This is a genomic window from Rahnella sp. BIGb0603, assembly GCF_024808755.1.
GTDB classification, from domain to species: Bacteria; Pseudomonadota; Gammaproteobacteria; order Enterobacterales; family Enterobacteriaceae; genus Rahnella; species Rahnella contaminans.
In genome coordinates this window covers 625,898-637,983 of sequence record NZ_JANUEX010000003.1, presented here as the reverse complement: position 1 = coordinate 637,983, position 12,086 = coordinate 625,898, and the positions used below count along the sequence as shown (strand labels likewise).

Genomic DNA, 12,086 nt, shown 5'->3' with positions numbered 1-12,086 from the left:
ATGGAACAGGCATTCAACCGCCAGCGGATCAATATGATTTCCTGGCTGAGTTATTTCTTCACCGGTGCGCTGGTTTCAACGCTCGGAATCGTAATCGGCCCGGTGTCGCAGGCGTTTGGCAAAGACCCCGGATTTATCGGACAGATGTTTACGCTGATGAACATCGGCCTGTTCCTGCCGATCATGATAAGCGGCGTGCTGATGCGCAAATTCAATCTGGGCAAACAGCTGATTACCGGCTCAACCGTCTCTGTACTGACCTGCATCGCGCTGTTCCTGATGCCGACCATCACCATGTTCGGTATCGGCGTTTTCCTGATTGGCGCGGCGTCCGGCATCATGATGTCCATCGGCAGCTATCTGGTCGTACGCATCAATGAAGATCCGAAGAAACGCTCGGCGAACCTGATTCTCACCGATTTCTTCTTTGCACTGGCGGGGGTGATTCTGTCGCTGCTGCTGGGGTATTTATTCCAGCATGGCGCAAGCTGGCTGGCGATGTACGGCGTCATGGCGGTGCTGAGCCTGATGATGATCGTGCTGTGCGCCGGGCAGAAATTCCCGTCGATTCCGCAGGCTGTTGAGAAAGAATCATCAACCGGCCAGCAGCACGACCGCTGGGGCGTTTCGGTGTGGGTGTTGTGCTTCGCGCTGTTTGCTTTCCTGCTGGCAGAACCGGTGTTCACCATGTGGCTGCCAAGCTGGCTGAAAGAGCATTTCGGGATGGCGGCTGACCGCGCGGCGTTCTACATCACGACCTACTGGACCGTGAAATCCATCGGCCTGTTTGTGAATCAGTTCACCGTTCGCTTCGTGAAACTGCGCACGTATCTGCTGATTTCAGCGGGTGTCGGGCTGGTGAGCCTGGCCGTGGCGGCCAACAGCGGGAACCCGATGCTTATCCTGGTTTGCGCTGGTCTGTTTGGCTTCTGCAATTCCGGCCTGTTCTCAGGCATCATGAGCTACGGCAGTTTGCAGGTCAGAAATTCGCCGCCAACGCTGACGTCAGCCTTGCTGACTATCGGCACCATCGGGACGCTGATCTTCTCCACGTTGTCGTCGCTGGTGTACAGCCAGTACGGGTTATTCTGGGCACTGAATACTGCGACCATCGCTTACGTCTTCCTGCTGGCGGCGCTGATTTTTGCCTCGGTCAACAGCAAAGCCGAAGCGCTGGAGCAACAACCGTCGCACTGATTTTCTTAAATATTGTGCATAAAAAAGGGAAGACTCTGCGGAGCCTTCCCTTTTCTTATTTCACTGCCACGATTAAAGCTGGGGGCAGCGCTGCAAACTGTTGAGCCAGGATGTTTCAGGCTGAGCAACCAGACGACGGGCTCGACCGTGACGTCGCAGAATCAATCCTTTATCCTGCATTTCACTCAGGTCACGACGAATGGTTTCAAGACTTACATCCAGCGATTGTGCCAGTTCGCTTACCTGTAACACTTCATGCTGTTCTACCAACTGAAGGATGGCCTGATGGCGATTTTTTTTAAGCACCGGTTATTCCTGTATATTTGACAGTTGTGTGACCCATGTCACAAATAACGGAAACCATCATACCTGCGTTACATTGTTAATTTTGGGATCGATCTCAATTTTTCAGGAATCCCCACGAAGTTTTTACGCCTTCCGCAATTTTTGGTTCGCCGCGTTTCTCTGTCATACTATGCGCATGCTCCAAATCCCCGCCCGGTTCCGGTGAAAACACCCGTCCCGCCGGGATGAACCTCAAAGGAATTTTCATGGAATTCAATACTGCCGGTCTGATCTCGCTGGAAGAAGCGCTGGAAAAAATGCGCGCTTATGTCCCGTCCAAAACAGCGAAAGATACCGAATCTCTCCCGCTCGCTGCCGCCGCAGGCCGCATTACCGCCACGCCGGTGAAATCCCCGGTTTTCGTCCCGCCTTTTGATAATTCCGCGATGGACGGTTACGCCGTGCGCTGCGCCGATTTGCACACAGACGCCGTTCTGCCTGTGGCAGGTAAAGCCTTTGCCGGTGCGCCTTTCCACGGTGAATGGCCTGCCGGAACCTGTATCCGCATCATGACCGGCGCGCCGGTTCCGCAAGGTGCCGGCGCGGTGATCATGCAGGAACAGGCCGACGTGTCAGAAGCGGGCGTGCGGTTTACCGCAGAAGTGCATAAAGGCCAGAATATCCGTCTGACCGGCGACGACATCAAACAAGGCGACAGCGTGCTGCCTGCCGGTGTGCGTCTCGGCGCAGCTGAATTGCCACTGCTGGCTTCTTTAGGCGTGACGGAAGTTAATGTCTGGAAAGCGCTGAAAGTCGCGGTGTTTTCGACCGGGGACGAACTGCAACCCGTCGGGACGCCGTTAGAGGAAGGCCAGATTTACGACACCAACCGTTTCGCCGTGCGTCTGATGCTCGAACAGCTCGGCTGCACCGTACTGGATTTAGGGATTATCCGCGATAATCCGCAGGCGCTGCGCACAGCCTTTGAAGAAGCCAATACGTTTGCCGACCTGGTGATTTCAAGCGGTGGCGTGTCCGTGGGCGAAGCGGATTACACCAAGCAAATGCTCGATGAACTGGGCGAAATTGGTTTCTGGAAACTGGCGATGAAACCGGGTAAACCCTTTGCATTCGGAAAACTGAAAAACAGCTGGTTCTGCGGTCTGCCGGGTAATCCGGTTTCTGCTGCACTGACGTTTTATCAGCTGGTGCAACCGTTTATCGCTCAGCTTTCCGGCCACACCGCCTGGCAGTTCCCGCCGCGCCTGAAAGCTAAAGCCGTGACACCGCTAAAGAAATCCGCCGGACGCCTGGATTTCCAGCGCGGTATTTTCAGCACAAGTGCCGAAGGCCAGCTCGAAGTACGCACCACCGGCCATCAGGGCTCGCACGTCTTTAGTTCGTTCAGTCTCGCAAACTGTTTTGTGGTGCTTGAACGTGAGCGCGAAAACGTCGCCGCAGGCGAAATCGTAGAAATCGAACCTTTCAACGCCCTGCTTAGGAGCTGATCATGGCGACGCTGCCGGAACTGACGGATGCTGAAACCCTGCGTTATAACCGCCAGATCGTGCTGAAAGGGTTTGATTTTGATGCCCAGGAAAAGCTGAAAGCCAGCCACGCGCTGATTGTTGGTCTGGGTGGTCTGGGCTGTGCGGCGGCGCAATATCTGGCAGCCGCCGGAACAGGCACGCTGACCTTGCTGGATTTCGATACGGTTTCGCTCTCAAACCTGCAACGTCAGACGCTGCACACCGATGCCAGAATCGGCATGTCGAAAGTGGGATCCGCCGCGCTGGCGCTGGCGGCAATTAACCCGCACATTCAGCTGAATCAGGTTGATGCTCAGGCGGATGACGAAATGCTGCACGAACTGATTGCCGCCTGCGACGTGGTGGTCGATTGCACTGACAACGTCACGACGCGAAATCAGCTCAATCAGCAATGTTTTACGCAGAAAAAACCGCTGGTCTCGGGTGCTGCCATCCGCATGGAAGGCCAGCTCAGCGTGTTTACATGGCAGCCCGGCGAGCCGTGCTATCGCTGCCTCAGCCGTCTGTTTGGTGAAAACGCGCTGACGTGCGTCGAAGCCGGCGTCATGTCACCGCTGGTCGGCACCATCGGCAGTTTGCAGGCCATGGAAACCATCAAGCTGCTGACGCACTTCGGCGAAACGCCACGCGGAAAACTGCTGATGTACGACGCCATGACGCTGCAATTTCGGCAGATGAACCTGATGAAAGATCCGGGTTGCGAGGTATGCGGGGATTGCTGATTCTCAGAGTCTGTCGCTGAAATTCAGGTAAAAAAAAGTCCGCAAATTTGCGGACTTTTTTATCAGAATCAACGATTACGTATTGATACCCTGACTACGTAGGTAATCTTCATAGTTACCGGAGAAGTCGATGACACGGGTCGGTGTCATTTCCAGAATACGCGTCGCCAGCGAGCTGACGAATTCACGGTCGTGGGAAACGAAGATCAGCGTGCCTTCGTACATTTCCAGCGCCATGTTCAGTGACTCGATAGATTCCATATCCAGGTGGTTGGTTGGTTCATCCATGATCAGGATGTTCGGACGCTGCATCATCAGTTTCCCGAATAACATACGACCTTTCTCACCACCGGAAAGCACTTTCACTTTCTTCTTGATGTCGTCCTGACCAAACAGCAGACGCCCGAGAACACCGCGCACAGCCTGCTCGTCGTCTTTCTCGGATTTCCACTGACTCATCCAGTCGAAAACGTTCAGGGTATCGTCAAATTCGTATTCGTGATCCTGCGCGTAGTAACCGATTTTTGAGTTTTCAGACCATTTAACTGAACCGCTTTCCGGCTCATGCTCACCCACCAGCGTTTTCAGCAGGGTGGATTTACCGATACCGTTGGCGCCCAGAATCGCGACTTTCTCGCCGACTTCCAGCATCAGACCCAGGTTTTTAAACAGCGGACCGTTGTCGAAACCTTTAGTGATTTTTTCCACTTCCAGCGCATTACGGAACAATTTCTTGTCCTGCTCAAAACGCATGTAAGGGTTCTGGCGGCTGGACGCTTTGATTTCGTCGAGCTGAATTTTATCAATCTGACGGGCACGGGAAGTTGCCTGTTTAGATTTGGAGGCGTTGGCGCTGAAGCGGCTGACGAACGATTGCAGCTCGGCTATTTGCGCTTTTTTCTTGGCGTTATTAGCACTCAGAAGTTCACGAGCCTGCGTTGCCGCCGTCATGTATTCGTCGTAGTTGCCCGGATAAACGCGCAGCTCGCCGTAGTCCAGATCCGCCATGTGCGTACAGACCATGTTCAGGAAGTGACGGTCATGCGAAATGATGATCATGGTGCTGTTACGCTCGTTCAGCACCTGTTCCAGCCAGCGAATTGTATCGATGTCCAGGTTGTTCGTCGGTTCATCGAGCAGCAGAATTTCCGGGTCAGAGAACAGCGCCTGAGCCAGCAATACGCGCAGTTTAAAGCCCGGTGCGATTTCGCTCATCGGGCCGTAATGTTGCTCAACGGGAATACCAACGCCCAGCAGCAGTTCACCGGCGCGGGATTCGGCGCTGTAGCCGTCCATTTCGCCGTAAGCGACTTCCAGATCAGCCACTTTGTAGCCGTCTTCTTCGCTCATTTCTGCCATTGCATAAATGCGGTCGCGCTCTTCCTTCACTTCCCACAATTCGGTGTGGCCCATGATCACGGTGTCCAGCACGCTGAACTGTTCGAATGCGAACTGATCCTGGCGCAGTTTACCCAGACGCTCGTTCGGGTCGAGGACCACGTTGCCGCCTGATGGCACTAAATCGCCACCGAGGATTTTCATGAAAGTGGATTTACCACAACCGTTCGCGCCAATCAGGCCATAGCGGTTACCGCCGCCAAATTTGACGTTAATGTTTTCAAATAACGGCTTGCTGCCGAATTGCATGGTGATGTTGTAAGTACTTAGCACAACGCTCGCTCTTCATTGGGAAATGTGATTTGGCGCGCATTATGCCACAACGGCGCGATGGGATCGCCTGTAGTTGTGTTCATTTTTCACTCAATAGCTAAAAAAGTGTGTTATGCGCAGGATTATCAGAGGGTCAGAAATGCAAAAAACCCGGCATCAGCCGGGTTTTTTTGGGTTAACCACTGAAATCAGAAGTTGTAACCGATCACGCCGTAGTAACCCCAGCCGGTAGATTTCACGTCGAAATTACCGTTACCGAAGTTCAGCTCAGCGCCGTCGGCCCACTGGCCGCCGTTGTGGAAATAACGCGCCACGAACGAGTAATGCCAGTGTGTGTAGTTCAGCGAGAGGATGTGGCTGGACGCAATAGAGTTATTAGAACGCGCTTTGTTGCCGTTCAGGTCACGGAAATCGTCATCGCCCAGTGTTGAGCCCCAGTCAAAGTTGGTGAACCCGATGTAGCTCAGGTTACCGCCCCACAGCTGCGTCAGAGGAACGAAGTATTTCACTTTGAAACGGTAGCCGTCCCAGCTGTTTTCGTTCGCTGCACCGTAGTTTTCCCACTGGTATTTTGCATACACGTTCAGAGACAGGCTCATCGGCAGATGGGTATCAATGTCGGTACCCAGACCCATATACCAGGTGTTCTGACGGTTATCGCTGTCCGGGCCCATATCGTAGATATAGTTGTTCGCGAAGTACCATTCTTTGAACGGACCAAAGCTCAGGTCAGTGCCGGTCAGCTTATCGATAGAGAAACGTGGTTCGATTTCCATAAACAGCGGAGAACCGTTCTTATCCCAGATACCGGTATCGTTGCCGTTACCCGCACCGAAGGTTTTAGGAATATCGATATAGCCGTAGAAATCAAACCAGTCTTTGTGCGCAAACGCTTCATATTCAAGATAAACATCGTTACGCAGAGTAGGCCCGAAGCGGGTGTCGGCGCTGCCAACAACGTTAACACTCTGGTGCCACCAGTCAGAAACAAATTCGCCCTTGCTATCATCAGCGAGCACGGTCGCGCTGTAGGACAAAGCCATCAAAGCGCCTGCTGCAATAATTTTATTTTTCATATTTTTACCAGAAGCGGGGGTGGGACAACGCCTTGCCACTTTCAGACGTTGCATAAATAGAACCCTAAAACTGTGATCCGCAACCGATTGCTGCACATAGTGCAATAAACATGCAATTTCCAGTCACTTCCTACAAGAGTTAACTTTTCTTAGCTAATAAATAGATTTGGTCAAGGTTTGTCAATTTCTGTTTCATCCTGATACATGATCAACGTGACATTGATCACACTTATGTTTCATGGCGATTTCATCCGCATGTCATCCGGGCAAAACAAAGGGTGTACACAAATTCACCGCACCGTTAATTGTCATGCTATAGTTATGACAATTAACGGTGCGGAGACCGACATCATGACTTCAAAAATTACCGGGCTGTCTTCCAGACAAATGAAAGAGCCTGTAACGCCGCTGTGGGAATCTGCGGGGCTTCCCGCAGGCAGCGGAATCAGTTTGTTAAATGCCATACAGAAAGGTTTTCCGGTTGATAGCATCAACCGCCTGAACACAGAGCTGGGGTGGCCGAAAATGGTTTTGCTGGAAATAATGGGAATTAACGAGCGCAATTATGCGCGGCGTAAAGCCGGAAACGGATTACTGAAAAGCGATGAAAGCGAGCGCGTGGCGCGGCTGGTGCGCACCATCGATGCGGCGACGGATCTGTTTGAAGGCGACCGCATCGCGGCGCTGGACTGGATAACCCGCCCTGCTCCGGCGCTGGCAGGTTCAAGGCCGCTGGAGTTGTTGTCTTCAGAAGCGGGTGCGGTGGAAGTGAACCGGCTGATTGGCCGTCTTCAGCACGGGGTATTCAGTTGAAGCTGTTTCGCATTATTCAGACCCAACATTTAGCCACCGCATGGACGGGTGCCGGAGCCCAGATTTACGGTGGCCGCTGGAACCCGCCCGGCAGGCCGGTCGTGTATGTGACTACCAGCATCTCGCTGGCGATCCTCGAGATGCTGGTGCATTTGCAAAACAGCATGCTGATGCGCTCATACACACTGCTCAGTATTGAGGTGTCCGATGCGCTGCTCGATACGCTCGAGGTCGATGAGCTGGCAGCGGACTGGCGCAGCCCTTCCCCGCCGGACAGCACGCAGCGTCAGGGCGAAGCGTGGCTGGCAGAAGGTGAACATGTCGGGCTGAGGGTTCCGTCGGTGATTGTCCCGACGGAATATAATGTGCTGCTCAACCCGCAGCATCCGGATTTCGCGCAGTTGCTGGATTCCGTAGAACGCGAGCCCATGATGTTTGACCCGCGTCTGCAATAATTTTCCCGCCCTATGGCATGAAGCAAACAGCCCTCACTTATGCTGCTTTCCGGTTGCTCCGGTAAATCAGCGCCAGCGCGATAATCAGACAAGGGATCGCCGCAAGACGGTGCCATGACAGCGCGATTTGCGGATTATCCAGCCAGCCGAAATTGTCGATGAGCATTCCCATCGCCAGTTGCCCTAAAATCACGGCGACTGTAGCGACCGCCGTCCCTACCCGCGGCACGGCTGTCACCATCACAATGATGTAAGGCACACCAAATAACGCGCCCATCAGCTGCCATTTGGGTACGGTGAGCAGCGTTGCCTGCTGCGGTGTTTGCAAAAACAGAATCAGCACTGCCGTGATGGCCGCGCCGACGCTGAACGTCAGAAATGCGCTTTTCAGTACGCCAACCTTTTCGCCCAGTTGCCCGTTTACCGCCGCCTGCATACTCAGCGCCGCACCGGCCACGATAGCCAGGACAATCATAATCATTTCAGTCATTGGTTAACCCCAGGCAATCAGAACAAGTGCAGCAACAATAAACACCAGCGCCAGCAGGCGTTCACTGCCCACTTTTTTATGCGGCGTACCAAACCAGCCGAAATGGTCAATCAGAACACTTTTCGCTACCTGCCCGGACAAAATTGCAATCATCGTCATCCCGATACCAATCACTGGCGTCGCAATAGTCAGCACCACGACATACACCGGCCCCAGCACACCGCCGAGCAGTTGCCAGCCGGGTTGCTCAGTATAAGAAGGCGCATTCCGCGGGCTGAAAAACAGTACCAGTAAACCGGTCAGCACCGCGCCGACGCCAAAAATGCTGAGCGTCGCCCACAAGTGCCCGACTTCTGTTCCCAGCGGGCCGATAAGCCCCGCCTCCAGTGAAAGCCCCATCCCCGCCAGAACGACCAGCGGAATTAACATCAGATTCATCATTGCCCTGTTCTCATTATTTTTACTGCCGGTACTTAAGAAGCGGCGACTATAGCGTGACAACGCTATGCGAAAAACAGCACAATCAGGAAAATACCTTTGCAGGAATCGCACAGATGAAAAGCTTCAATCAGATCAACATTCAGTCTTTGCGCCTGTTTGTGGCGGTACTCGATCAGGGGAATTTCTCCGAAGTGGCGCGGCGCGAAGCGATGTCCCCTTCAACGGTTTCGCGCGTTATTGCTCAACTGGAGCAGGCATTACAAACGCAATTGCTGTACCGCAACACGCGGGCGGTCAGCCCGACTGAATCCGGAAAGTTACTGGCGGAGCATGCGCGTCAGGTGCTGACACAGCTGGATCTCGCCGAACAGGATTTGCAGGAACAAAGCAGTGAACCGGGCGGACTGGTACGAATTAATGCACCGGTGGTTTTTGGTCAGCGTCATGTTGCGCCCTGGCTACCGGAACTGAGTACGCGTTTTCCCCGGCTGAATATTGAACTGATGCAGACGGATGATTTTATCGATCCGTTGCAGGACAGCGTCGATCTGCTGATCCGGATTGGCGTCATGGCCGATTCCACCCTTCAGGCACGAACGCTCGGCCACCAGAACTTCCGTCTCGCCGCCAGCCCGGCGTATCTTACCCGCGCAGGCAAACCGGCCACGCCGGACGATCTTTCTAATCACAGTTGCCTGGTTTTTAAAGGGTTTGCCGGTTCCCAGCGCTGGTACTTCCGCCAGCCGGAAAAGGAATGGCGCTCCTGGAATCTGCGCGGCGTTCTGACCAGCAATAATGCAGAAACCCTGACGCAGGCAGCCATCGGCGGAATGGGGTTAGTGGTTTTTCCAACCTGGCTGATTGGCGATGCGCTGCGCGCCGGAACGCTGGTGAGCGTGTTGCCTGAGTACCAGGTTTCCACGTCGCCGGAACCACAGACTATCTCGGCGTTGTATCCAAATGCCCGCAAGGCTTCAGTTAAGGTGCGGGTGGTGATTGATTATCTGGTGGAGAAATTCGGGAGCCCGGCATACTGGGAGTGAGTCAGTTGCACTGAGGGCTCTTTCGATTAGTCCGGGAAAATTTCGGATTCCCGGTTCAAAACCTTGGGTTGCCACCCATGGTTTTGACGTTGACGCTAAAGGCTAACCCTTTACCTCAACTCCATCCCGACATGCGCGATCCCGTCTTCATCATAAATCTCCGTATACGCCACAAATCCCAGCCTGCCATAAAACTGTTGTAAGTGCGCCTGCGCGGAAATCGCAATCCGCTCGCCCGGCCAGTGTTTCTGGCAGGCGGCCAGCGCCTGTTCCATCAGCTGATACCCCAGTTTCAGGCCGCGGGCGGAAGGCGCGACGATCACACGTCCGATGGCGACGTCATCTTCATGACGCAAAATACGCGCGTATGCCGCCGGTTTCCCGTCCAGCCAGGCGACGATATGACGATTTTCTCCGCTCAGATCCTGCCCGTCGATATCCTGATACACGCAGTTTTGCTCGACCACAAAGACTTCGTTGCGCAGTGCCAGAATGGCGTAAATCTGCGCCGTGTTCAGTTCGCTGTGATGATAATCCTGCCAGTGAAGTGATGATTTTTCAGTCATGAATAAGTGCCCTGCCTGCGTCTGAAAGCCAAAAAAAAGAGATATTCCTGAGAATATCTCTTTTTAACATACGTTTTACAGCCAATTTGTCAGGCAGATTTTTTCAGCGGTGATTTACGAACCGGCGCATCGCCTGCGGTGTAATAATCCGCCGTGCTGCGCGGTAACGGCTGGCGACCACGGATTTTATCGGCAATCTTTTCGGCGATCATAATTGTTGTCGCGTTCAGGTTACCGGTTATGATCTGCGGCATGATGGAGGCATCCACCACGCGCAGGCTTTGCAAGCCGTGAACGCGCCCTTCTCCGTCCACTACCGCCATTTCGTCGGTGCCCATTTTGCACGAACAGGACGGGTGGAAAGCCGTTTCCGCGTGTTCGCGGATAAAGGCATCCAGCTCTTCATCCGTTTGCACGTTTTCACCCGGACTGATTTCGCGGCCACGATAAGGATCCAGCGCCGGCTGATTCATAATTTCACGCGTGATACGAATGGCATCGCGGAATTCCTGCCAGTCCTGCTCGCTCGCCATGTAGTTAAACAGTATGCTCGGATGCTGATGCGGATCTTTCGATTTCACCTGCACGCGTCCGCGGCTTGGCGAACGCATCGAGCCTACGTGCGCCTGGAAACCGTGCTCTTTCACCGCGTTACTGCCGTTGTAATTAATCGCCACCGGCAGGAAGTGATACTGAATATTTGGCCACGCAAATTCTTCACGGCTGCGGATAAAACCGCCCGCTTCGAACTGATTGCTCGCGCCGACGCCGGTGCCTTTGAACAGCCATTCCGCGCCGATCGCGGGCTGATTGTGCATCTGCAACGCCGGATACAACGAAACCGGCTGGGTACAGCTGTATTGCAGGTACATTTCCAGATGATCCTGCAAATTCTCGCCAACGCCCGGCAAATTATGCACCACAGGAATATCCAGCTTATTGAGCAATTCTGCCGGGCCAACGCCCGAACGTTGCAGAATTTGCGGAGAGGCAATCGCGCCGCTGCACAACAACACTTCCCGTTTCGCTTTGGCCTTTACCGCTTTATCGCCGTCACCTTTGAAATAGCTGACGCCCACGGCGCGCTTGCCCTCAAAGAGGATTTTGTCAGTCATGGCGTGCGTGACGATGGTCAGATTCGCGCGCGGTTTTGCCTGATCCAGATAACCGCGAGCGGTACTGGCGCGGCGACCTTTCGGCGTAACGGTCCGGTCCATCGGGCCAAAACCTTCCTGCTGATACCCGTTCAGATCGTCAGTGCGCGGATAACCGGCCTGAACGCCCGCTTCAATCATCGCGTGGAACAGCGGATTATTGCCTTTTTTAGGCGTCGTGACGCTCACCGGGCCATCGCCACCGTGGAAATCATTCGGGCCTATATCGCGGGTTTCTGCCTTGCGGAAATACGGCAGGCAGTCCAGATAAGTCCAGTCTTCCAGACCCGGCGCTTTCGCCCAGTTATCGAAATCCATCGCGTTACCGCGGATGTAACACATGCCATTGATCAGCGACGAACCGCCCAGACCTTTACCTCGTCCGCATTCCATACGGCGGTTATTCATGTGTGGCTCGGGGTCGGTTTCATACGCCCAGTTGTAACGGCGTCCCTGCAACGGGAAAGCCAGCGCGGCAGGCATCTGCGTGCGGAAATCCAGACGATAATCCGGGCCACCGGCTTCGAGCAGCAGCACATTGATGGCGCTGTCTTCAGTCAGTCGGGTGGCGAGTACGTTGCCGGCAGAACCGGCACCAATAATGATGTAATCGTAATCCATTA

The 12,086-nt window shown here is 54.1% G+C and carries 13 protein-coding genes; 6 read left to right on the top strand and 7 right to left on the bottom strand.

Features of this window, described 5'->3' with window-relative positions; all coding sequences use genetic code 11:
* Complete coding sequence (gene tsgA, locus M2403_RS11300; RefSeq protein WP_259229165.1) at window positions 1-1,197, top strand: MFS transporter TsgA; 1,197 nt, start codon at window positions 1-3, stop codon at window positions 1,195-1,197.
* A gap of 72 nt (window positions 1,198-1,269) precedes the next feature.
* On the opposite strand, the gene M2403_RS11295 is transcribed toward tsgA, so the two are convergent.
* The gene (locus M2403_RS11295; protein ID WP_101075987.1) at window positions 1,270-1,503 is read right to left on the bottom strand and encodes a DeoR family transcriptional regulator; all 234 of its coding nucleotides are present in this window, start codon (window positions 1,501-1,503) and stop codon (window positions 1,270-1,272) included.
* Between the two features lie 245 nt (window positions 1,504-1,748).
* Between M2403_RS11295 and moeA the strand changes: the two genes are divergently transcribed.
* Window positions 1,749-2,990, top strand: a complete 1,242-nt coding sequence (gene moeA, locus M2403_RS11290) for a molybdopterin molybdotransferase MoeA (RefSeq protein WP_259229164.1) — start codon at window positions 1,749-1,751, stop codon at window positions 2,988-2,990.
* A 2-nt stretch (window positions 2,991-2,992) separates the two neighbouring features.
* Window positions 2,993-3,754, top strand: coding sequence for a molybdopterin-synthase adenylyltransferase MoeB (gene moeB, locus M2403_RS11285; protein WP_152324244.1), 762 nt, complete (start codon window positions 2,993-2,995; stop codon window positions 3,752-3,754).
* Between the two features lie 75 nt (window positions 3,755-3,829).
* Here the strand turns inward: moeB and M2403_RS11280 are convergent, their stop codons facing one another.
* Together M2403_RS11280 and M2403_RS11275 are read right to left on the bottom strand one after the other, a co-directional pair.
* On the bottom strand, window positions 3,830-5,425 hold the full coding sequence (locus tag M2403_RS11280; protein WP_152324245.1) for an ABC-F family ATPase: 1,596 nt from the start codon (window positions 5,423-5,425) through the stop codon (window positions 3,830-3,832).
* 188 nt (window positions 5,426-5,613) lie between these two features.
* Window positions 5,614-6,501 carry a nucleoside-specific channel-forming protein Tsx gene (locus M2403_RS11275; RefSeq protein ID WP_152324246.1) on the bottom strand — a complete coding sequence of 296 codons (888 nt, stop codon included), beginning with the start codon at window positions 6,499-6,501 and terminating at the stop codon, window positions 5,614-5,616.
* A gap of 351 nt (window positions 6,502-6,852) precedes the next feature.
* Here M2403_RS11275 and M2403_RS11270 point away from each other — a divergent pair, with 351 nt between their 5' ends.
* Both M2403_RS11270 and M2403_RS11265 read left to right on the top strand, forming a co-directional pair.
* Window positions 6,853-7,314 (top strand): antitoxin Xre/MbcA/ParS toxin-binding domain-containing protein, encoded by a 462-nt coding sequence (locus M2403_RS11270; protein ID WP_152324247.1) that lies wholly within the window; start codon window positions 6,853-6,855, stop codon window positions 7,312-7,314.
* The gene (locus tag M2403_RS11265; RefSeq protein ID WP_152324248.1) at window positions 7,311-7,769 is read left to right on the top strand and encodes an RES family NAD+ phosphorylase; all 459 of its coding nucleotides are present in this window, start codon (window positions 7,311-7,313) and stop codon (window positions 7,767-7,769) included. The genes M2403_RS11270 and M2403_RS11265 overlap by 4 nt, the downstream gene beginning before the upstream one ends.
* 37 nt (window positions 7,770-7,806) lie before the next feature.
* On the opposite strand, the gene M2403_RS11260 is transcribed toward M2403_RS11265, so the two are convergent.
* Together M2403_RS11260 and M2403_RS11255 are read right to left on the bottom strand one after the other, a co-directional pair.
* Window positions 7,807-8,259, bottom strand: coding sequence for a DMT family transporter (locus tag M2403_RS11260; protein WP_101075994.1), 453 nt, complete (start codon window positions 8,257-8,259; stop codon window positions 7,807-7,809).
* A 3-nt stretch (window positions 8,260-8,262) separates the two neighbouring features.
* Window positions 8,263-8,697: a DMT family transporter gene (locus tag M2403_RS11255; RefSeq protein WP_208950549.1), complete on the bottom strand. Its 435-nt coding sequence runs from the start codon at window positions 8,695-8,697 to the stop codon at window positions 8,263-8,265.
* 116 nt (window positions 8,698-8,813) lie between these two features.
* On the opposite strand from M2403_RS11255, the gene M2403_RS11250 reads away from it, so the two are divergent.
* Window positions 8,814-9,743 (top strand): LysR family transcriptional regulator, encoded by a 930-nt coding sequence (locus M2403_RS11250; RefSeq protein WP_152324249.1) that lies wholly within the window; start codon window positions 8,814-8,816, stop codon window positions 9,741-9,743.
* Window positions 9,744-9,853: 110 nt separating this feature from the next.
* Here the strand turns inward: M2403_RS11250 and M2403_RS11245 are convergent, their stop codons facing one another.
* On the bottom strand, window positions 9,854-10,309 hold the full coding sequence (locus M2403_RS11245; RefSeq protein WP_152324250.1) for a GNAT family N-acetyltransferase: 456 nt from the start codon (window positions 10,307-10,309) through the stop codon (window positions 9,854-9,856).
* Between the two features lie 89 nt (window positions 10,310-10,398).
* Window positions 10,399-12,084, bottom strand: coding sequence for a choline dehydrogenase (betA, locus tag M2403_RS11240; RefSeq protein WP_259229158.1), 1,686 nt, complete (start codon window positions 12,082-12,084; stop codon window positions 10,399-10,401).
* Window positions 12,085-12,086 lie beyond the last annotated feature (2 nt).

Bases quoted from the DNA above. Each gene is read 5' to 3' on its own strand.
- tsgA (WP_259229165.1), top strand. From the start codon at position 1: ATGGAACAGGCATTCAACCGCCAGCGGATCAATATGATTTCCTGGCTG.
- moeA (WP_259229164.1), top strand. From the start codon at position 1,749: ATGGAATTCAATACTGCCGGTCTGATCTCGCTGGAAGAAGCGCTGGAA.
- moeB (WP_152324244.1), top strand. From the start codon at position 2,993: ATGGCGACGCTGCCGGAACTGACGGATGCTGAAACCCTGCGTTATAAC.
- M2403_RS11275 (WP_152324246.1), bottom strand. From the start codon at position 6,501: ATGAAAAATAAAATTATTGCAGCAGGCGCTTTGATGGCTTTGTCCTAC.
- M2403_RS11270 (WP_152324247.1), top strand. From the start codon at position 6,853: ATGACTTCAAAAATTACCGGGCTGTCTTCCAGACAAATGAAAGAGCCT.
- M2403_RS11260 (WP_101075994.1), bottom strand. From the start codon at position 8,259: ATGACTGAAATGATTATGATTGTCCTGGCTATCGTGGCCGGTGCGGCG.
- M2403_RS11255 (WP_208950549.1), bottom strand. From the start codon at position 8,697: ATGAATCTGATGTTAATTCCGCTGGTCGTTCTGGCGGGGATGGGGCTT.
- M2403_RS11250 (WP_152324249.1), top strand. From the start codon at position 8,814: ATGAAAAGCTTCAATCAGATCAACATTCAGTCTTTGCGCCTGTTTGTG.
- M2403_RS11245 (WP_152324250.1), bottom strand. From the start codon at position 10,309: ATGACTGAAAAATCATCACTTCACTGGCAGGATTATCATCACAGCGAA.
- betA (WP_259229158.1), bottom strand. From the start codon at position 12,084: ATGGATTACGATTACATCATTATTGGTGCCGGTTCTGCCGGCAACGTA.